Annotated in this window: 23 protein-coding genes and 1 tRNA gene; 13 read left to right on the top strand and 11 right to left on the bottom strand. The window is 61.5% G+C overall.

The window, feature by feature from the left end; genetic code table 11:
- Window positions 1-2: 2 nt before the first annotated feature.
- The 3 genes from AACH39_RS12915 to AACH39_RS12905 form a co-directional block, all read right to left on the bottom strand.
- Entirely contained in the window at window positions 3-452 is a 450-nt protein-coding gene (locus AACH39_RS12915; RefSeq protein ID WP_215778990.1) for a lytic transglycosylase domain-containing protein, read from the bottom strand.
- Window positions 453-890 carry a type II secretion system major pseudopilin GspG gene (gspG, locus tag AACH39_RS12910; RefSeq protein ID WP_215778993.1) on the bottom strand — a complete coding sequence of 146 codons (438 nt, stop codon included), beginning with the start codon at window positions 888-890 and terminating at the stop codon, window positions 453-455. It lies immediately after the preceding gene.
- A 269-nt stretch (window positions 891-1159) separates the two neighbouring features.
- Complete coding sequence (locus tag AACH39_RS12905) at window positions 1160-3148, bottom strand: carbohydrate-binding protein (protein ID WP_338620265.1); 1989 nt, start codon at window positions 3146-3148, stop codon at window positions 1160-1162.
- 223 nt (window positions 3149-3371) lie between these two features.
- Between AACH39_RS12905 and AACH39_RS12900 the strand changes: the two genes are divergently transcribed.
- The 4 genes from AACH39_RS12900 (at window position 3372) to AACH39_RS12885 (ending at window position 7342) form a co-directional block, all read left to right on the top strand.
- Window positions 3372-4124, top strand: a complete 753-nt coding sequence (locus AACH39_RS12900; RefSeq protein ID WP_215778997.1) for a GNAT family N-acyltransferase — start codon at window positions 3372-3374, stop codon at window positions 4122-4124.
- A 37-nt stretch (window positions 4125-4161) separates the two neighbouring features.
- Window positions 4162-4902 carry a tRNA (N6-threonylcarbamoyladenosine(37)-N6)-methyltransferase TrmO gene (gene tsaA, locus AACH39_RS12895; protein WP_252346112.1) on the top strand — a complete coding sequence of 247 codons (741 nt, stop codon included), beginning with the start codon at window positions 4162-4164 and terminating at the stop codon, window positions 4900-4902.
- A 55-nt stretch (window positions 4903-4957) separates the two neighbouring features.
- A complete protein-coding gene (locus AACH39_RS12890) occupies window positions 4958-5914 on the top strand; it encodes a Tim44-like domain-containing protein (protein WP_215778999.1) in 957 nt (318 codons plus the stop codon).
- Between the two features lie 216 nt (window positions 5915-6130).
- Window positions 6131-7342, top strand: coding sequence for an EAL domain-containing protein (locus AACH39_RS12885; RefSeq protein WP_215779001.1), 1212 nt, complete (start codon window positions 6131-6133; stop codon window positions 7340-7342).
- Between the two features lie 27 nt (window positions 7343-7369).
- Here AACH39_RS12885 and AACH39_RS12880 read toward each other — a convergent pair whose 3' ends face one another.
- From AACH39_RS12880 to AACH39_RS12865, 4 genes are read right to left on the bottom strand one after another with little or no spacing between them, the layout of a single operon-like run.
- Window positions 7370-7984 (bottom strand): BON domain-containing protein, encoded by a 615-nt coding sequence (locus AACH39_RS12880; protein WP_215779004.1) that lies wholly within the window; start codon window positions 7982-7984, stop codon window positions 7370-7372.
- Window positions 7984-8574, bottom strand: coding sequence for a phosphoheptose isomerase (locus tag AACH39_RS12875; protein ID WP_215779006.1), 591 nt, complete (start codon window positions 8572-8574; stop codon window positions 7984-7986). Before AACH39_RS12875 ends, AACH39_RS12880 begins: the two co-directional genes overlap by 1 nt.
- A 21-nt stretch (window positions 8575-8595) precedes the next feature.
- Entirely contained in the window at window positions 8596-8934 is a 339-nt protein-coding gene (locus tag AACH39_RS12870; RefSeq protein WP_215779009.1) for a YraN family protein, read from the bottom strand.
- The gene (locus tag AACH39_RS12865; protein WP_338620260.1) at window positions 8931-10121 is read right to left on the bottom strand and encodes a penicillin-binding protein activator; all 1191 of its coding nucleotides are present in this window, start codon (window positions 10119-10121) and stop codon (window positions 8931-8933) included. The genes AACH39_RS12870 and AACH39_RS12865 overlap by 4 nt, the downstream gene beginning before the upstream one ends.
- On the opposite strand from AACH39_RS12865, the gene rsmI reads away from it, so the two are divergent.
- The 9 genes from rsmI (at window position 10116) to AACH39_RS12820 (ending at window position 17844) form a co-directional block, all read left to right on the top strand.
- Window positions 10116-11015, top strand: a complete 900-nt coding sequence (gene rsmI / locus AACH39_RS12860) for a 16S rRNA (cytidine(1402)-2'-O)-methyltransferase (protein WP_338620259.1) — start codon at window positions 10116-10118, stop codon at window positions 11013-11015. The genes AACH39_RS12865 and rsmI overlap by 6 nt on opposite strands.
- 406 nt (window positions 11016-11421) lie before the next feature.
- Entirely contained in the window at window positions 11422-12495 is a 1074-nt protein-coding gene (locus tag AACH39_RS12855; RefSeq protein ID WP_338620258.1) for a porin, read from the top strand.
- Window positions 12496-12731: 236 nt separating this feature from the next.
- A tRNA-Leu gene (locus AACH39_RS12850) sits at window positions 12732-12816 on the top strand.
- A 501-nt stretch (window positions 12817-13317) separates the two neighbouring features.
- Complete coding sequence (locus tag AACH39_RS12845) at window positions 13318-14016, top strand: Crp/Fnr family transcriptional regulator (protein ID WP_215779035.1); 699 nt, start codon at window positions 13318-13320, stop codon at window positions 14014-14016.
- A 7-nt stretch (window positions 14017-14023) separates the two neighbouring features.
- Window positions 14024-14767 carry a nucleoside phosphorylase gene (locus AACH39_RS12840; RefSeq protein WP_215779037.1) on the top strand — a complete coding sequence of 248 codons (744 nt, stop codon included), beginning with the start codon at window positions 14024-14026 and terminating at the stop codon, window positions 14765-14767.
- Between the two features lie 53 nt (window positions 14768-14820).
- Window positions 14821-15420, top strand: coding sequence for an ECF transporter S component (locus AACH39_RS12835; RefSeq protein ID WP_215779039.1), 600 nt, complete (start codon window positions 14821-14823; stop codon window positions 15418-15420).
- Window positions 15421-15441: 21 nt separating this feature from the next.
- Window positions 15442-16209 (top strand): energy-coupling factor transporter transmembrane component T, encoded by a 768-nt coding sequence (locus AACH39_RS12830; RefSeq protein ID WP_338620257.1) that lies wholly within the window; start codon window positions 15442-15444, stop codon window positions 16207-16209.
- Window positions 16206-17051, top strand: coding sequence for an ABC transporter ATP-binding protein (locus tag AACH39_RS12825; RefSeq protein ID WP_215779043.1), 846 nt, complete (start codon window positions 16206-16208; stop codon window positions 17049-17051). Before AACH39_RS12830 ends, AACH39_RS12825 begins: the two co-directional genes overlap by 4 nt.
- Window positions 17044-17844 carry an ABC transporter ATP-binding protein gene (locus AACH39_RS12820; RefSeq protein WP_215779045.1) on the top strand — a complete coding sequence of 267 codons (801 nt, stop codon included), beginning with the start codon at window positions 17044-17046 and terminating at the stop codon, window positions 17842-17844. Before AACH39_RS12825 ends, AACH39_RS12820 begins: the two co-directional genes overlap by 8 nt.
- Window positions 17845-17930: 86 nt before the next feature.
- Here AACH39_RS12820 and AACH39_RS12815 read toward each other — a convergent pair whose 3' ends face one another.
- From AACH39_RS12815 to AACH39_RS12800, 4 genes are all read right to left on the bottom strand, one after another.
- Window positions 17931-18407: a ribonuclease domain-containing protein gene (locus tag AACH39_RS12815; RefSeq protein WP_215779050.1), complete on the bottom strand. Its 477-nt coding sequence runs from the start codon at window positions 18405-18407 to the stop codon at window positions 17931-17933.
- 15 nt (window positions 18408-18422) lie between these two features.
- Entirely contained in the window at window positions 18423-18872 is a 450-nt protein-coding gene (locus AACH39_RS12810; RefSeq protein WP_215779052.1) for a lysozyme, read from the bottom strand.
- Window positions 18869-19462: a DUF2589 domain-containing protein gene (locus AACH39_RS12805; protein ID WP_215779055.1), complete on the bottom strand. Its 594-nt coding sequence runs from the start codon at window positions 19460-19462 to the stop codon at window positions 18869-18871. Before AACH39_RS12805 ends, AACH39_RS12810 begins: the two co-directional genes overlap by 4 nt.
- Before the next feature lie 87 nt (window positions 19463-19549).
- A complete protein-coding gene (locus AACH39_RS12800) occupies window positions 19550-20200 on the bottom strand; it encodes a DUF2589 domain-containing protein (RefSeq protein ID WP_215779058.1) in 651 nt (216 codons plus the stop codon).
- Window positions 20201-20343 lie beyond the last annotated feature (143 nt).

The raw sequence follows: 20343 nt of genomic DNA, 5'->3' as shown, positions 1-20343 counted from the left end.
GATCACCCTGCCAAAGACTGCTGATAGGTCTGCCAGACCTTTTGCGCATAGCGGTTGCGCAAACTGTCGCGATCCGGTGCCGTGCCAGCGTTATAGGCACCGACTGCGCGCCAGTTGTAACCGTAATGCTGGATCATGCCTGCCAGAATCCAGCTGCCGGCCATGACCGCCGCACACGGGTTCTCCATCAGCTCGCGCTCGGTGTAGCCATACTTCTTCAACTCAGCCAGATGGCGACTGTTAACCTGCATCAGGCCGATATCCACACTGCCGTCACGATTGCGGTTGACCGCACGCGGATTGAAACCCGACTCGACCTTGGCTATCGCCCACAGCAGACGCGGGTCAATCTGGTAGCGGCTACCCGCCTCTTTCCAGCACCAGGCCAGGCTTGGCTGGCTCGCCAGTCCCAACCCCAGTGCCAGCAACAGCCAGGTCAATGCCCGTCTCATTTAAAACCCCTGAACCAGGTCGGCGGCTTCCCCGCTGCCACCCGGCTTGCCATCGCTCCCCAGCGAGGCCACCTCCACCTCGCTGGACTGGCCCGGATTGCGCCAGATGTACGGATGTCCCCAAGGATCAGCCGGAATCGCTTCCTGCAAATACGGCCCCATCCAGCCACTCACGCCGGTCGGTGCCACCTGCAGCGCCTGCAAACCCTGATCGGCATCCGGGTAGGCACCGGTATCCAGGCGGTAGCGCACCAGCGCATCCTGCAAGGTCTTCATCTGACTCTGTGCGGTACGCACACGGGCATTACTGACCTGCTGGAACAGGCGCGGGCCAATCACACTGGTCAACAGCGCGATGATCAGAATCACCACCAACAGTTCCAGCAAAGAAAAGCCCGCTTGCAGGCGGGGCATTTGACGGGGCAGCTTGTGTTTCATCCTATCCTCTTGATAACGGCGATCACCGCGATGCCGGACATGCCTGCGGCCAGCGGCACACGGACAGGACAAAACTGGGGGCATTCGGGTGATGATGGCCGGCGCCAGGCACCGACACGGTTGATTGGGTGTATTGCCGCGCAGCAAACAGCGCTGCGGGCATGCATGACAAGATAACGATCAGCGCCAACCTGCTGAATCAGAGGAATCCGAACCGTCAGAACGCAAGAAAAACGCCGTCAGATGACTGACGGCGTTCGACAAAAAACTTACATCCGCTTCCAGACGGCGGACTGACCCGGGATATCGCCCTTGGTCCACCACTGGTTCTGATAGGAGGCACCGTTATAGCTCACCTCGGTCCCCGGCGTGTCATAGGTCTTGTCGGCAGACCAGCTGAGATCTGCAGCCGGAGCCTGACCACCGATCTGCTTCCAAACCGCCGACTGACCCGGAATATCACCCTTGGTCCACCACTGGTTCTGATAGATTGCGCCGTTGTAGCTCACCTCAGTGCCCGCGGTGTCATAAGTCTTGTCGGCCGACCAGTTGCTGTCGCCAGCAGGCGCCTGACCACCGGTACGCTGCCAGACGTCAGCCACACCCGGCTGATCGCCCTGATTGGCCCACCACTTGGCTTGCCAGGTGGCATTCTGATACTCGACCGTAGCACCCGCGTTGTAGTGATCCTGACCGGCACACCACACCGGCAGACCGCTGGCACCGATCACATCGCCGCAGGGACTGACCGGTGCGGAAGTGCCACCCTGATCACCACTCTGGCCACTGCCCTGATTGCCACCCGGGTTTTGATCCTGACCATGGGTCGGTACGATCGGCTGATCGCAGCCCGACTGGCAACCCTCACCATTGTTCAGCCCGTGCGCCTTGATGCGCGCAAACAGCCAGCCATTGTCATCCTGCGATGGCTTGAGACCGGCCACCCCGGTCGTGTTACCCCCCCCCCACAGCACCGAGAACACATTGGCCTGACGCAGCAGATCCAGGTGATCATGGCTCAGGCTATTGGGGTCGTTGGCCAGATCCGCCTGCAGATAAGCCTGCACCGTGGTTGCCGAAGAGCCATAGATGCCAGCCGGCATGGCCTGATCATTGATATAGTTGGCGACATTGCTCAGACCAGCCGCCAGTTGCGGGTTGCCGAGAATGAAGTCCGGCTCGGTCGAGCCATGATCGTAGCGCTGATCGACATCACCGGCAGTCTGCAGGTGCCCGCCCGGAATCTGCCACAACATCACCGGCAACTTGCCCAGGCCAGAAGCGACACCGCTGACATAGTTCATATACACACCCATGTCACGGGCGTTGTACAGATAACCATTACTCACCCCCAAGCCTGCCATCTCCGAATCAAAGACATCGCGCTCCCACTTGTCGAAAGCGATGTATTGCGGATCACGATCCTTGTTGCCGGTTACCAGCTTCATGCTTTGCAGGAAGGACACCTCGCCGCTGATGTGCGGGGCAATGATGGATGGCTGCGAAGTCGCCTGGTGAACCCAGCCGTGACCGGTCGGATCGCCAGCCCAGACATTGTCCTGCCAGCCAAAAGTAATGTGCGGTCCGAACTGGTGCATCAACCAGTTAATCGACTGAACGTACTCCGGGAAACTCTGGTGCTCACCCAGCAAATCCGCCGGAATCGCGACGTCCAGATTCAGCGCCTGCAGCGCCTTGGTCAGCTCACCCTTGACATCAATCGGCGTATTGAGCGGCACCGGGCAGTAGTACTGAGCACACTGCTTGTGCAATTCACCGAGAAAATCCGGATTGAGCAAGACCGTGGCCGGTACCGGATGGGCGGTGTCACGATAGCCCTCGAGCTGCTGCAGCAAGCTGATCAGATTCTGGTAGTGAATGGTGAGCGTACCATTGGAGATATCACGCTTGAGACTGTCATCCCCCGAACTGCCATCAACGGTATAAAACACAAAAGTCGGCATCGCCGGCGCCTGCATGCGGTCAGACAGGGTGCGAACTTCATTCATGATGTTGTCGACCTTCTGGTCGTGGCGGATCACCACATCATGGTCACCCGCACCATCCTGTCCGGCATAGGTAAAGAAGCCGAACACCGGCCTGACCGACAGCGCCGCCGACTCCTGCCCGCCGTTTACCACAGTACCCATGGCAATCTGACTGGTCGGCCAGCCCGGAGGCGCCGAGATGGCATGAGCAGCCTGTGCCGCCAGGGCAGCGCAGCAGGCCAGAGCCAAAACACTTTTCTTGAGATTCATACTGATCCTTTCGGTGTGATCATGAAGTGGCGATACCGGTCTCTCACAAAAGCCACCGGCGCAATCCCGTGGCCCCCACCTTACTGACCCGGGCTATCACGCCGAATCAGGGCAGTCCGAATCCGCCACTGTCATCCGAAAGTCACGTGAACTACATACAAACTTCAAACACGCTGCTTAGCATGGGTTCCACGAGAAGCCACTGGAGCCAATGGAGCCAACCATGCAACTGAATCAGAACCTCGCCCCCCGTCGTGAAAGCAAACTGGCCCTGCGCCTGGCGCAAGGCGCCGAAGACCTGCGTCGCGTACAGAAGCTGCGTTTCGATGTGTTTGCCGGAGAAATGGGTGCCCAACTGGCTTCGGCCGATCTGGGACTCGACTGCGATGAATACGATGACTACTGCGAACACCTGATCGTCGAAGATCAGGCCAGCGGCATGGTGGTCGGCACCTATCGCATGCTGACACCGCAAGCCGCCGCCCGCGCCCCCAGCCTGTACTCGGAACATGAATTCAACATCGCCCGGCTCGAGCATCTGCGCCCCAGCCTGATCGAAGTCGGCCGCTCCTGCGTGCACAAAGACTTCCGCACCGGCGGCGTCATCACCCTGCTGTGGGCCGGCCTGGCCGACTATGTCCGCAAGCATGGCTGCGAATACCTGGCCGGCTGCGCCAGCGTCAGCCTGGCTGATGGCGGCCACCAGGCCGTCAGCCTGTACCGCCAACTGGAAGGCAGCCACCTGGCACCGGCCGAATGGCGCGTCTTCCCGCTGCTGCCACTGCCGCTTGACCGCGTACTCGACGACGCCGCCCCGGCACCGATGCCGGCCCTGATCAAGGGCTACCTGCGCGCCGGCGCCTTCGTCTGCGGCGAACCCGCCTGGGACCCGGACTTCAACTGCGCCGACTTCTTCATGCTGCTGTCGATGAACCGCCTCAGCAAACGCTACGACAAACACTTCGGCAGCAAGTAATCCAAAGCCGGGGTCAGGTCTTGTTTTTTGCAGCAAAATGAAAGACCTGACCCCGGCTCTCTTCTATAATGCGGCGATGCACTACTCCTTCGAGCCCATCGGGCTGATCCGCGCCCCCTATAAAGAGAAATTCGGCATTCCGCGCCAGAGTTCGCTGGCCCCTTCCGCCCGCTCCGAACTGGTGCTGCTGCCCCCCTACGATCACCCCGACTGCGTACGCGGCCTGCACGCCTTTTCGCATCTCTGGCTGCAGTTCGTTTTTCACGAAACGGCTGCCCGTGGCTGGACACCGCTGATCCGGCCGCCGCGCCTGGGCGGCAATGCCCGCGTCGGTGTCTTCGCCAGCCGCTCTACCCATCGCCCGAACCCGATCGGCCTGTCGCTGGTCGAACTGGCCGGCATCGAATGCGACCAGGGCGTGCGCCTGCAGCTGCGCGGCGCCGACTTGCTGGACGGCACTCCCATTCTGGATATCAAGCCCTACATCCCCTTCGTCGAATCACGCCCGGACGCACGCAGCGGTTTCGTCGATGGTCCGCCGCCGCAACTCCCCGTCAGCTGGCATGAACAGGCCCTCGCCGACCTGGCCAGCCACAGCGACTTGCCGGCGGATTTTCGCCAACTGGTGAACGAGGTACTGGCGCAGGATCCGCGCCCGGCCTATCAGGATGACCCGATGCGGGTATATGGCGTACGCCTTTGCCAGGTCGACGTACGCTTCCGTGTCGCCCTCGGACAGGTCGAGGTACTTGAAATTCAGGCCCTGACCCAGAACTAACCCTTTATGCCAGTGTCTCATGGCATGCTGACATCTCACTTAGGAAACCTAAGATATGAATTCTCGTGCGAAGACGATCATTCTCGCCTTCTCCGTGGTCTCGCTGCTGCTGTCGCCGCTAGCTGAAGCCGCCCGGATGGGCAAGGGCCGCAGCGCCGGCATGCGCCGTGCTGCACCGACACAAACCTACCAGAAACCCGCCCAGCCGGCGGCACCGCAACAGCAGGTGCCGGCTCAGGCGCCGGCCCAGCCGCAGAAGAAGGGCGTCGGGGTCGGAACCGCCGTGGCCGCCGGGGTGGCCGGTGCTGCCGCCGGTTACATGATCGGCTCGGCCACCAACAACCAGGCGCATGCCGCCGCCCCGGCCACCGCTTCGGCGCCGAGCGCCGCGCCAGCCCCGGCAGAAGCCCCGCAACAGCCGGGCACCCCGTGGATGCTGATTCTGGCACTGGGCGCCGTCTTCCTGGCCGGCCTGATCTGGTTCCGTCGCCGCATGGCCAGCCCGGAACATGCGCCGCAAGCCATGCGTCCGCAGGCACCGCCGCCGAGCATGCCGAACGACAACCGCTTCGACCCGATCCCGGCCATCGGCTCCGGCTTCCCGCAACAAGGCGCCGCCCCCTCGGCAGGCCCGGCCGTGCCGAGCCGACTGCCGGATGGCACCGAAACCCCGTACTTCCTGCGTCAGGTCAAGGCCACCTTCCTGCACCTGCAGAGCCTGAACACGCCAGACTCGCTGGACGAAGTGCGCCGTTACATGACACCGGAGCTGTTCGAAGAGCTGCGCCACGACATCGCCAACAACCCGATGACCGCCGACTTCACCGACCTGGATTGCCAACTGGTCGAAGCCAGCGAAGAAAATGGCCGCTACATCGCCAGCGTGCGCTACTTCGGCCTGGTGAGCGAAGAAGTCAACGCGGCCCCAGTACCGTTCTCGGAAACCTGGCACTTCATCAAGGATGCCGGTACCTCCGGCAAATGGATGGTGGCCGGCATTCAGCAAAACTAAGCAGCGGCACACACAGACAAAACACCGCCCCGGCAACCGGGCGGTGTTTTTTTATCGGGGTCAGGTCTTTCATTTTGCATCCGGATGCAAAATGAAAGACCTGACCCCGTCCTTGCTTACAGGCTGGAATGAGCCTTGCTTGCTGAAGCGGCAAAGGATATGTTTCAGCGAGGGCTGCCATCAGACAGCCCCGAGTCGTTTTTCGGGAGATTTCGCATGTCACAGGCGCCGACAGAACACGCCGGGCTGGCACTCAGCAGCCACTACCAACCGATTTACAGCCTGGCACACCGGCGCAGTGTCGGCATCGAGGCGCTACTGCGCGGCAAGCATGCCGGCCGGCCGGTGATGCCGGCCCAGGCCTTCGAACTGATGGACAGCCCGGAAGCCTGTCACCAGCTCGACCTGGCCATGCTGCGTACCCATGCCGCCAATGTGCCGCCTCTGACCGACCCGCTGTGGTTGTTCCTCAATGTGCACCCGGCGTCGCTGATGAATCTGGCGCGCGCCGAAGCCGTTGCCGAGGCCATCACCGCCAACGGGCTGGCGCCGCAAAGCGTGGTGCTGGAAGTGCAGGAACATACCCTGGGGGGCGACGACATGCTGCAGCAATGCATCCGCCGCCTGCGCAAGCAGGGCTTTCTGATCGCCATCGATGACTTCGGGGTCGGCCATTCCCACCTGGACCGCATCTGCGAAATGGAACCCGATCTGGTCAAGTTCGACCGCCATCTGCTGCGCAGCGCAGCCAGCAATCCGCGCATCCGCAACCTGGTGTGCAGGCTGGTGCATCTGATGCACGAATCTGGTGCACTGGTCATCCAGGAAGGCATCGAAAACGACAGCGATGTGCTGGTGGCCCTGGAGTCCGGCTGCGATCTGGTGCAAGGCGACTACGTCGCCCGCCCCGGCCTCAAGCCGGAACACGACGACCTGATCACGCCACGCATCGATGCCCGCTGGGACGAACTGATGGTACGTGATCTGCTCAAGCGCAAGATCACCCGCCGCCAGCTGGAACTGGCACGCCAGTCCTTCGTGCAAAGTGCCATCCTGCTGATGCAGAACACCCCATTCGACGAGGCGGCACGGCCGATGCTGTCCATGCCCAACGTACTGCGCTGCTTCCTGCTCGACAGCGAGGGACGCCAGCTCGGGCGTAACCTCAACACTAAACAGGCCGCCTCACAAAGCACCAACCCGAAATTTGCCCCGCTGGCCGATACCACCGGCGCCGTCTGGTCTCGCCGTGCCTATTTCCAGCACGCCATTGATCAGCCCGGCGTGCTGTACATGAGCGAGCCTTATCTGTCGATGACGGACACACGCACCTGTGTCACCTTGTCGATGGCGATTGAAATCGATGAATCGATGCACGTGCTGTGCACCGACATGCTGGCACCGTCATCCGGCTACGAACCCGGATGACGGCAGAGAGAAAATACCCGGCGGCGCCTACTGCGCTGCCGGCGTCGCGCCGGCAGGCGCCGGCACGGCATTCAGGTACTCGAACAGTGTCACCACCTTCTGCACACCGGCAGTCTGGCTGACCACCGCCGCGGCCGCGTCGCCTTCGGCACGGGTCACCAGACCCAGCATGTACACCACACCGCGTTCTGTCACCAGCTTGATCGCCTGCGAAGAATAATTGCCCTCGCCACTGATCAGACGACTGCGCACCTTGGTGGTGATCCAGGTATCGTTATTGCGCTGACCAAAGGTCGACGGCTCGGCCACCACGGTGTAGTTCTCCACCCGCTTGACCCCCGGCAACGCACGCACCAGCATCTCGACCTTCGTGCGCTCATCGTCCGAGGCCACTTCACCGGTCATCAGTGCCGTACGGTTGAAACTGTTGACGTTCACATGCGCCTTGGGGAATTTCTGCCCCAGCTGCGACGTCGCCTTCAGCTCGATCGACTGGTCATCCACATAGGCGCCACTGGTGCGACGATCGGTCGCCACCATGGCGGTACCCGCCACCCCTCCGGCCACCAGCGGCAGACAACCGCTGAGCGAGGTGCCCAGCGCCGACGCCAGCAACAGACTCAGCAAGGTCCGCTTACTCATCACTCCGCTCCCAGCAGCATGTAATCCACCACATCACACATCGCGTGGATCAACAGAATATGGACTTCCTGAATGCGGCAGGTACGCATCACCGGCACATTCAGCAGGATATCGTCCGGCGACAGCAGCTCGCCGATCTTGCCGCCATCGCGGCCGGTCAGGGCAATCACCGACATGCCGCGCTCGTGCGCCGCACCGATGGCCTCGATCACGTTGGCCGAATTGCCCGACGTCGAGATGGCCAGCAGGATATCGTTGGCATGCCCCAGGGCACGGACCTGCTTGGAGAACACCATGTCGAAGTCGTAGTCGTTACCGATGGCCGTCAGGGCCGAGGTATCCGTGGCCAGCGAAATCGCCGGCAGCCCCATGCGCTCCTTCTCGAAACGCCCCACCATCTCGGCGGCGAAATGCTGCGCGTCGGCCGCCGATCCGCCATTGCCGCAGGACAGGATCTTGCCCTCGGCCATGAAGCACTGCATCATGCGTTCGGCCGCGGCCGCCACCTGAGGGGCCAACACCGCCATGGCTTCCTGCTTGGCGGTAATGCTATCCAGAAAGTGTCCGTTGACACGTTCGATCAGATCCATGTGATTCCTTCTTGCGTGCACTCACGCCAAAAAATTCTTTATCCAGTTCAGCCTGCCGTCCGCGGCGGACAGCACGGCATCGAAACGACAAGGGACATTCCACAATCCCTTGAGCTGCATATAACGCTGCGCCGCGTGCTGCAGACGCGCCAGCTTGCCCGGGGTCAGACTCTCGGCGGCGCCACCGAACTGCTGGCTGCTGCGATGCCGGACCTCGACAAATACCCAGACACCGGCATCGGTCATCACCAGATCCAGCTCGCCGCCACGACAGCGCCAATTACGCTCTACCAATACCAGCCCGTGACGCAACAACCAGGACAGCGCCCGGTTCTCGGCATCCCGGCCGATCGGGTTCATTGCCCGTTATTATCCGGCATCATGATCGCCATCGGTAATACACGTCCGAACTGGTGATCACTGCCCAGTTGCAAATCACCGGTCACACCGGACAACTTCAGCGTGGCCGGGGTGTTCTTGCCGGCAGCCAGCAACAGCGCCAGGCGGTAAGCATCAATCCCCAGGGCATACAGCCGTTCGGTCTGCATGGTCAGTGCCGCCGACGGACGCGGATAACGCTTGACCTGCTCCTGCTCCGGCATCAGGAACCAGGGCATGTCGATAAAGCGGATGCCGGCCAGCGAGGCATCCGGCTTGCGGGTATTCAGCTGCGACGTCGCATAGACCGACAGATTGGACGGCAACGCGGCTTTCAGCGCCGAGGCTTCCGGCGGCGTCATGGCAATGAACACCGCATCGGCCTGCGCCAGGCTCTCGGTCATGGGCGCCGAAAACGGCCAGTCGAGCTGAGCCGGTGCGGCACCGGTCCGCTTCTGCCACTCATCCACAAACGCCTGGGCCAGCCGATGCGACAAGGGATCGGCCGTACTGACCACCAGCGGCTTGCTGCGCCCGTCATCGCGCATCACGCTCACCATCTGCCGCGCCTCGCCTTCCACCACCAGCGACAGGCCATACAACCGCGGCGCCACCTTCAGCCCGGCATCAAAACCGTTCAGAGCCAGCGTCGGCACCGTCACCTGGCTGGCGATACGGGCAATCCCCGGCCGGGTCAGCGGGCCAACCACCACCCGGACACCAGACTGCACCAGGGCGCGATACCGCGCCGACAAGTCGTCCGACTGCTCATCGACAAACACCAGCTCCGCCTGACCATCGGTCGCCGCAGCAGCATTCATGCCGGCCTGCACCACCTGGGCCGCCTCGCCAAACGTCGCCGACCCGGTCGGCAGCAATACCCCGATCTTCAGCGGGGCCCGCGCGGCCGGCGCGGGGGATTTGGCGGCAGGCGCTGCCGGTACGGCCGGCGCTGCCGGTACGGCCGGCGCGACAGGAGCCGCCGCCGGGGCCGCCGGCGCGGCCGGCAAGACCGTCGTCCGGACCGGGGACGCCGGTGCAGACAGGGGAACACTCAAGGGTTTGAGCGGCGCAGCATTGCTTTGGATGATATAGTCGGGAACTTGCGCATGGGCGACGCCCAGCCATGCTGCCAGTGCACCAACCATCAGTGGAGCCAGTTTTTGCATACTTCGTTCGCTCGCTTGATTGAGTCTTCCGGGGATTCTTTCCTACCCGGCACATTATATGTTCTGGCCACGCCCATTGGAAATCTGGCCGATATCAGCGCCCGCGGCATCGCCGCGCTGACGGCCGCCGATGTCGTGTGTGCCGAAGACACCCGGGTCACCGGCCAGCTGCTGAAAGCCTACGGCCTGCACGCCCCGCGTCTGGTCAGCCTGCGCGAACACAATGAGCGCGCCATGGCCGAGCAGGTCATCGGCTGGCTGCGCGAAGGCCTGAAAGTCGTCCAGGTCTCCGATGCCGGCACCCCGGCCATCTCCGACCCCGGCGCACGCCTGGTCGAAGCCGTGCGTGGCGCCGGACTGCCGGTCTGCCCGCTGCCCGGCGCCAGTGCCGTCATCACCGCCCTGTCGGCCAGCGGCCTGACCACACCGTCCTTCCTGTTCCATGGCTTCCTGCCGCCCAAGTCGGGCGAGCGACGCCGCACCCTGGCCCAGTGGCGAGAGGCAAGCTACAGCGTCGTCTGCTACGAAGCACCGCACCGCATCATCGACACCCTGCAGGATATCGTCGCCGAACTGGGTACCGAACGCCGCCTGTTCCTGGCGCGTGAACTGACCAAGACCTTCGAAACCCTGCGCACCCTGCCGGCCGGCGACATGCTGGCCTTTGTCCAGAGCGACAGCAACCAGCAGCGTGGCGAGTTTGTACTGATCATTGATGCCGCTGCGGCAGAAGAAGCTGAAGACGGCCTGGCGCCCGAAGTACGGCACACCCTGCAGATCCTCGCGGCCGAACTGCCGACCAAACAGGCCGCCGCCCTGGCCGCCCAACTGACCGGCGCCAACAAAAAAACCCTGTATGACTACGCACTTAGCCTAAAAACAGACCGCCACTGACCTACCATCCCGACGCGCCAACCGGCGCGTTTTTTATTGCCTAGCCCCACCCTCCGGCCACCGCGCCCGCCCCTTCGCCCCCCGTGCCCGCACGTTTCCAATAACCCACTACAGTAGTGTGGTATTCGGCGTGTATTTTTACAACACAAACGCCTTTGTAAAAAAATATGTCGTTTTTTTGAAACACACAATAATTTACAAATTCTTTACATTTCAAATAATTACCCAGTTTGCTGCAACGCAGCGAAAAAAGTGCTTTCTGATCAAGGTCATATTTCAGACTGTAGTTTTACAACAACAAACTGGCTGCCACTTAAGATGCCCTCACCCACCACAGGGAGGTGGAGACGGCCGCCGCGCGGTACACCCCGAACGCGGCGGCCCCGACTCTAACAAGGGAATCGCAATGAAACTGAACAAGATCACTCTGGCTGTACTGGCCACTGCTACCCTCGGCGCCTCGGCGGTTGCCATGGCGGACGACGGCGTTACCGTTTTCGGCGACATGCGCGTCGGCGTCGTCAACTTCAACGGCAATGCCAACAAAGCCTGGGGCTACTCCGCCAAGGAAAACGTCTCCTCGACCAATATCGCCGGTCGCGGCAACCTGAACTTCAAGGGCACCGAAAACCTGGGCAATGGCCTGAGCGCCATCTGGCTGCTGTCCAACCGCTTCTCGCCGACCGGCAATCAGGTGGATGACCAGAGCGGCTCCCGCCCGGGCACCCTGGCCTCCAACGACACCTATGTCGGCCTGAAGAGCAACACCCTGGGTACCCTGGTGATGGGTACCAACTACGGCAACTTCCAGGATGGTCTGTACGACAACACCTACGTGGTTGGCCCGGATCAGATTCAGGGCTGGTTCGGCAAGGTCGGCGACAAGAACATGATTCGCTACGATCTGCCCTCCTTCGGTAACTTCAATAGCTCCATTCAATACGCCACCAGCGAAAACGCCGGCGCCGCAACCGGCACCAAGGCCGCTCAACACGCGACCAGCCTCAATGTCAGCTACGACAATGGCTTCTGGGGTGTGTCCGGGGCCTATAACATTGCCAACAACCAGCAAACCAGCAGCCAGATGGCCTGGGCCACCAACGGCACCGACGTCGGCACGCTGGCACAAAGCCACCTGACCGCCATGATCAAGCCGGCAGATGCCCTGCAACTGGCCGTCGAATGGCAACACAACAACCTGAACGGCAACACCGTCAACAGCACCGCACTGTATGCGTACTACACCCTGGGCGCTGCCCAGCTGGGCATGCAGTACGGCGTACAGTCCTACAGCGGCCACACCCCGACAGATCTGAAGAAGGGCAAGTTCATTGATGCCTTCGTGCACTACGGCCTGAGCAAGACCACCACGGCCTTCATCGAAGTCATGAACAGCCGCGATGGCGCCCTGTCCTATGCCAACGGCCAGACCAGCGGCAGCCGCGTCATGACCGACATCGGTCTGATGAAGAGCTTCTGATCGGCCACGGGCGCCGACCTCCTGACCGCTGCTCCCCGGCAGGAGGTCGCCCGCCCGCTGATGCGTTTTACCCGGTGTTCATCACCGGCATTCCTTTCACTGAGCGCTGAGCAAGCTGCGCCGCCAGGGGCCATCCTGGCGGCATCTTTTTTTCTCCGGCCACCGCAGCGGAAAAAAGCCAATCGCAGCACAATGATTTACAAGCGGCCCGTGTTTCGTTAAGATTGCCGACTCTTGCCCAGGTGGCGAAATTGGTAGACGCAGGGGACTCAAAATCCCCCGCCGCAAGGTGTGCCGGTTCGAGTCCGGCCCTGGGCACCAGCAAGAACACAGAAACCCGCACAAGCATTGGCTCTGCGGGTTTTTTGTTGTCTATTTTGAGCCGGCACGACATCCCCGGGGCGCTTCACCCCCCGGCCTGCAGATGAATGCCCTACGCCACCATCAACACCGTACAACCCGCCAATTGCCGCATTGATGCATTGCATTGATGCATTGCATTGATGCATTGCCTTCGGCGAATGCATCCTACGTGAATGCATCCTACGTGAATGCGCCTTACGTGAATGCACCGTGCATGAGGTGCTTTCTTGCGCTATCTCCAGCTCCCTCCCGGCAAAATGTCCGACAATACCGTCAGCCCCCTCGCCCAGGTGCCTCACCGCCGATTGTGACCGTGCCATGACAGCGCTCGGGACAAATGTCCCGAAAACATTTGATATTTTACTCAAATGTCGATTTATTCCTTGGTGGTGCTACCCAGTTGTCCTTTATGCAAAAACCGGAACTTGTATCATTGCAGGGAGAAAGAAAGTGGGATTCATGGCCAGAAATATTGACCAGGTCATCTCGGTCATCGAGCAGGAAAAAGGCATCTACCAGTTGCTGAAAGGCTGCCCCTACGAAGTCCTGAAAGAGTTCGTCGTGGTACGCAGCCGCAAGGGGGAGTTCCTGCTGAATCAGGGTCAGGTCTACGACAGTCTTTATATTGTTGTCAGCGGCCTGGTACGGATTTACGTCATGACCGAAAACGGCCGCAAGTACACCCTGGCCATTTACCAGCAGGGCAACTACATCGGCGAGCACGAAATCTTCGATCAGCGCCCCTACAGCTGCTTCGTCGAGGCGATTTCCGATGTCGTGCTGCTGAGATTGCGTCGCGAGCCCTTTTTACGCTGGCTGAATCTGGACCGGCACCTGAGCGAATCATTCACGCGCAGCCTGTGCAACCAGATCTACATGCTGAGCGAAAAAGCCGGTGCCGACACGCTGTACCCGCTGCGCCAGCGCATCTGCCAGTTTCTGCTGGCCGCTGCGGCCAGGGCGGACCGGGTCAACCTCGATCGGGAGGAACTGGCTGAGCTGATGGGTGTGGCCACACGCAGCATCAACCGGATCCTGAAGAGCCTGCGCGAAGAAGGACTGATCGCCATCGAAGGTCATCAAGTGATCTTCCGCGACGTCAGCGCGCTGCAACATGAATCAGAAAAGAAAACCTACGACTTTTATGAAAGAAAGTGAGGCCACCATGTCGGACACGAAACAGCCACATATCCGCTGCGGGCGCGAAGACGCCGCCCCCTATGCCATCCTGCCGGGCGACCCCCAGCGGGTCGAGCGGGTCAAGGCGTTTCTCGACAACCCGGTGGACATCGCCTTTAACCGCGAATACAAAAGCTGCCGCGGGACTTACAAAGGCGTACCGGTGATGGTCGTCTCCACCGGCATCGGCGGCGCCTCGGCCGGCATCGCCGTCGAAGAACTGCGCCAGATCGGCGTGCATACCCTGATCCGCATCGGCAGCTGTGGTGCCCTGCAGCCCGACATGCGCCTGGGCGACCTGGTGATTGCCTGCGGCGCCGTGCGCGATGACGGTGCCTCGCGTGCCTATATCAGCGACAACTTCCCCGCCGTCCCCGACACCACGCTGCTGCAAGCCATGCTCGACAGCGCCCGCCGCCAGGGCTTCACCAGCCACTGCGGCCTGATCCACAGCCACGACAGCTTCTACACCGACCACGAAGACCGCTCGCGCGAACACTGGCGCCAGCACGGCGTCCTGGCCGCCGACATGGAAACCTCGGCCCTGCTGGTCATCGCGCGTCTGCGCGGCCTGCGCGCCGCCTCCATCCTGAACGTGGTAGTCGAACAACAAGACAATATCGAGGCCGGCATCAACGACTATGTCGATGGCGAAGGCCGCACCGCCCAGGGCGAACGCAATGAAATCCTCACCACGCTGGAGGCCATTGCCAGCCTGGCGGCACACTGAGCAACGACCGTCCGTGCCTGGCACGGGCAAGCCACACACACAGGAGACCTCGAATGAAAAACAGCATGTGGAGCCTCAAACTCTCAACATCCGCGCTGGTACTGATCCCGGCAGCGGTCGGCATCAACTACATCGGCAAACTGTTTGCCGGCCTGCTTAAACTGCCACTCTGGCTGGACGCCATCGGCACCGTACTGGCCGCCATGCTGGCCGGCCCGGTGGTCGGCGCCATCTGCGGCGCCATCAATAACATCATCTATGGCCTGACCATGGATCCGATCTCGTTCATCTACGCCCTCACCAGCATCGGTATCGGTCTGGCCGTCGGCGTCATGGCCCACAAGGGACGCATCAAGAACATCGGCAGCACCATCGTCGTCGGCCTGGTCGCCGCCGTGGTCGCCACCGTGATCTCCACCCCGATCAACATTGCCTTCTGGGGCGGCCAGACCGGCAACGTCTGGGGCGACCTGGTCTATGCCTCGATGGTGGCCCATCACTTCCCGGTATGGATGGCCTCTGCGGTGGATGAATTCATCGTCGACGTACCGGACAAGATCGCCACGGTGATGGTGGCCTACGGGATCTTCAAGGGTCTGCCGCAAAAACTGACCATCCTGTTCCGTCACGACAGCCAGACCGAAAAGCTCTAACTAGCCCGGGGGGCGACTATCTTGAAAGCACTCAGCCTTTACCAGGACCACGGGACCTTCGTCCACAAGGTAGATTCGATCACCAAGCTGATCTACATCCTGGCGGCCATCCTGATCCCGGCGATCCTGCCGGGCTTCCGTCCCGGACTGGTCATGCTGGCCATCAGCCTGCTGCTCCTGCTGCAGGCCCGCGTCATGCGCAAGGTCATCCCGCTCATCGGCTTCAGCATGCTGGTGCTGATCTCGGTGGTCATCATCCAGGGGATGTTCCACTCGGAGAACCGCGAACTGCAATTCACCTTCGCCGGCATGCACTTCTACCGCGAAGGCCTGCTGTTCTCGGCCGCCATCTGTATCCGGGTAGTCAACATCCTGTGCGCCTTTGCCATCCTGGTACTGACCACGCGCCCCTCCGACCTGATCGAATCCCTGGTACGGCAAGGTCTGTCGCCCCACCTCGGCTATGTCCTGTCCTCCGTGCTGCAAATCATCCCGCAGATGACCGCCACCATGGAGACCATCACCGATGCCCAACGCTCGCGCGGCATGGAAACCGAAGGCAGCCTGCTGGTCCGCATCAAGGCCTTCCTGCCGCTGATCGGCCCGGTGGTCATGAACTCGCTGATCAGCACGCGCGAACGCTCGCTGGCCCTGGAAGTCCGGGCCTTCAGCTCGCGGGCGCAAAAAACCTTTCTCAATGAAGAACAGCGCAGCGGCGTCGACCGCCTGCTGAAGATCGGACTGGTGCTCGCCATGCTGGCCGCCATCGTCTGGAGGGTGATGGCATGAAAAAAATCGTGGTCGAAGGCCTGAAATACCGCTACCCGCTGACCCAGGAGCTGGCCCTCAACGACATCTCGTTCGAGATCAACAAGGGCGAGTTCATCGGCATCGTCGGCCGCAACCTCGCCGGCAAATCCACCCTGTGCCAGGCACTGACCGGCCTGGTGCCGCACTTCTACAAGGGCGCCTATGGCGGCAGCGTCACCGTCGACGGCCTCAAGGTCGAAGACACCGAGATCAGCGAACTGGCGCGCAAGGTCGGTCTGGTCTTCCAGAACCCCTTCACCCAGGTCAGCGGCTCGAAAATGACCGTCTACGAGGAACTGGCCTTCGGCCTGGAAAACCTCGGCGTGCCACGCGAAGCCATGCCGGAACGCATTGACAATGCCATGGCCCTGCTGGGCATCACGCGCTTCGGCAAACGCAACCCCTTCGACCTGTCCGGCGGCCAGATGCAACGCATGGCCATTGCCAGCATCATCGCCATGGAACCGGACATCATCATTCTGGACGAACCGACCTCGCAGCTCGACCCGCAAGGCTCGGAAGAAGTGTTCCAGGCCATCCAGGCCCTCAGCCGCCGCGGCATGACCGTGCTGATGGTCGAACACAAGATGGAAAAAATCGCCCGCTACTCCGACCGCGTCATGCTGCTCGACCAGGGCCGCCTGATCGACTTCGACACCCCGGAGCGCGTGTTCTCGCGCGACGATCTGGCCGACTATGGCATTGCCGCGCCGGTCTTTGCCCAGATCTGCCGCGGACTGGGCCTGCGCCACCCGCAGACCGGGCTCTACCCCATGACCCTGGACGACGCCTACGAGCAAGTGGTGAACCTGCATGAATAAGATCGAAATCCGCAACCTGGTGTTTCACTACACCGCCGGCGAAAACATCCTCAACGACATCACGCTGAGCTTCGACCAGCGCTCCACGGCCATCATCGGCCAGAACGGCGCCGGCAAGACCACCTTCGTCAAACTACTCAAGGGCCTGCTCAAACCAGTGAGCGGCGACGTGCTGATCAACGGCATCAACACCCGCGAAGCCACCGTGGCCGGCCTGGCGCGCCACATCGGCCTGGTGTTCCAGAACCCCAACGACCAGATCTTCAAAAACAAGGTCATCGACGAAGTCATGTTCGGCCCGCTCAACATCGGCCAGAGCCCGCAGGAAGCCCGCGACAGCGCCGAACGCGCCCTGCAGCTGGTCGGCCTCGAAGACAAGGTCGCCGACAACCCCTACGACCTCAGCCTGTCCGAGCGCAAACTGATCAGCATCGCCTCGATCGTGGCCATGAACACCGACATCATCATCTTCGATGAACCGACCATCGCCCAGGACCATGCCGGCAAGGAACGCATCAAGGCCATCATTCGCCAGCTGGTCGCCCAGGGCAAACTGGTACTCACCATCATCCACGACATGGACTTCGTGGCCGAAACCTTCGAGCGCACCCTGGTCTTCGCCCAGGGCAAAGTCCTGCTCGACGGCACCACCCGCGAAGTGTACGGCCAGGACACCATCCTGCAGCAGTCCCACCTCGAACCACCGCATGTCACCCAGCTCTCCACCCGCATGGGCCTGCCGGGCACCATCCTGACCGTCGACGAATTCGTCCAGACGAAACAGGCGCGATAACCCGCCAACAAAAACCGGGGTCAGGTCTTGCTTTTTGCATTGAACGCAAAAAGCAAGACCTGACCCCGGTTTCGATGGTGTGTCGCTCAGTCCTGGCAGGGCGGAATCAGCACGAAGCTGCGATAGTGATCCACCGTCAGGTAACGCCGCGGCTCTCCTTCGGCATAGATCAGACGCTTGGCGCCGCGCTGACCCAGATGCAGATAGTCCAGATCAGCCACTTGCCAGGACACCTCCCGGGGCAGCAGGCCGGCAGAATTCCTGAAGCCATATCCCCCCAGCATCCTGCCGCGCAAGGTACTGAACCCACCCTCCCAGAGTACAGGGCCGTCTTGCCAGCCATACACCTCCCGGGCAGCCTGCTTGCTCAGATAGCGCTTGGGCAGCACCCCGCGGGTTCGAAGCGAATTCAGCACCTCGGCCAGCTGATCCGTCTTCACCACCGGCGTTGACAGCGAAGCGTTCAGTGTCTCCACCACCTGCTGGCAGCGCTCCGCCCAGGCACCGGAAATCAGGCACAGCGACAGCAGCAAGCTGGCCACAAAACGATAGACATGAGTCATGATCCCTTCTCCTTTCTATGCTTCCAGAAACAGGCTGCGTTCAGCATGGCGACGGCGCGTCAGCCCGGGCAACACCTTGCCGCCTGCCTTGTCCCACACCATGAACTGCTCGGCAGCATGCGGCACATTGCCGACATTCAGATAACGCAACAGCGTCGACTGTCGCAGCCTGCCGGCGCCCAGATTGAACACAAAAGACACCAGCGCATCGAACTGCGACTGCGTCAGGCCGCCATAACGCACCAGCTGACGCACCGCACGCTCCGCCGAGCGCAAATCGGCACGCAGCAGACTGTCCGCTTCGCCCCTCGACAGCGGACGATCAAACCGCTCGCTCTGGCCAATCAGATGGCCATAACCGATGGTCCACAAACCGACCGCATCGCGATATTTGCTCAGGCGCAGCCCCTCAAACTGCTTGATCAGGCCGATCCCGGCCGCGCCCGTTCTTTCCGGCAGCTTCATGCGCCCTCTCCTTTCGCTGCCAGCGCCTGCGGCAAGACGCGGTTGGTGTACTCATCCACCAGTCGCATCATCCCCTCGGGAGGCTGTTGCGCCACGAACTCAATCTCGATATTCATGAAACGAGAATCGCGCACACCGGCCTCCTGCGGCGAAATCGGCGCCATCGAAACCCGGAACTGACTGGTGCGATCCTGCCCGGCCCCCTCCTCTGCCGGCAGACTGTCCACCGCATCGGTGCGCACCGCCAGATTCACCTTCATGCGCTCCATCGCCATGCCTCTGGGCGACATCAAGGTCACCAGCGGCACCGTCATCTCGTGCTGCTCATCCAGCACCAACTGAACCGTCTTGGCACTGAGCGAGCCATCGTCCTCAACATCAAAAAACTGATCCAGCAACCGCATATACTGATGAGCAACCATCTGATTGGCTGCCGCAGCGGCATTCAACAACCCCCGGGTAATTTCCTGCAGACCGACGGCAGACTCGGCGGACGGACTCTCCGGACCCTGGCGTGCTGGCGGTGTGGACGGCGGCTCGGCGCCGCCGCCCGACGAAGCCTCACCGCGCTTTCTGGAAAATGGCCACATAGACTTTCTCCCCAATGAAAGGACCGCCGCCTGCGCGGCAGTACCCCGCGCCCCCCGGGACGGGCCACCGTTCCGGGGGGGCGTCACTTAGCCGACCTTCTTCTTCTGCTCGGCTTCTTTCACGCCGACCAGACCACTTTGCGGGGTGTCCGGCAGGGGCTTGGGCTTGCTCGCGTCCTGAGACGGCGCCAGCACCGGCTTGGTCGCAGCATCGGTGAGGAAGTCAATGACACGGCTCAGGGCTTCCGGCATCGGCTGACGCTTGACCAGCGTGTGAATCGAGTACTTGGCGCGGGTATCGGTCTTGCGCGTCTGCTCCGACTTGTGCGACACACGCCCCTTGATCGACACACTGAACGGACCCCAGCCAATACGGGCCTCCAGCGAAGCCTCGGCATCGGTCGTCGAACTGGACGCCTCGCTCTGCGAGATTTCCAGCTCGAAATCAATCGTGCCTTCCTCGATACAAATGATCGGGTGCACCACCGCCGCCATCAGCGGGATACGCATGGTTTTCTGCAGAATCCCCTTGGCATTGCCCTCCGAATCAACGATGGTCTCGTCGTAATCGAATTGCACGGCGACTGCCTTGCCCTCCTGGATACACACCGTCAGCAGAAAATCTGCATAGGCTTTGCTGGCCTGCACCTGCGCCGTGATCATCGCCTGCAGCGGGCCCCCGATCATTTTGTCCAGCGGCAAAGCATTCAACACCGAGCCGATAAAATTCGGATCCATGGTACGTTCTCCTTAACAAGTGATTAAAAGCGCGAGAACCATCTCGCCCTATCAAGCTAAATCGCTTGCCAACACGGACCCATGCACCCTTCGGATGACCAGCCTGCGCCTTACGACTCATACGACAAGTCATAATTCATTCG

This window comes from Paludibacterium flexuosum (assembly GCF_037076605.1).
GTDB lineage: Bacteria > Pseudomonadota > Gammaproteobacteria > Burkholderiales > Chromobacteriaceae > Paludibacterium.
This window is presented reverse-complemented; position numbering and strand designations above follow the sequence as displayed.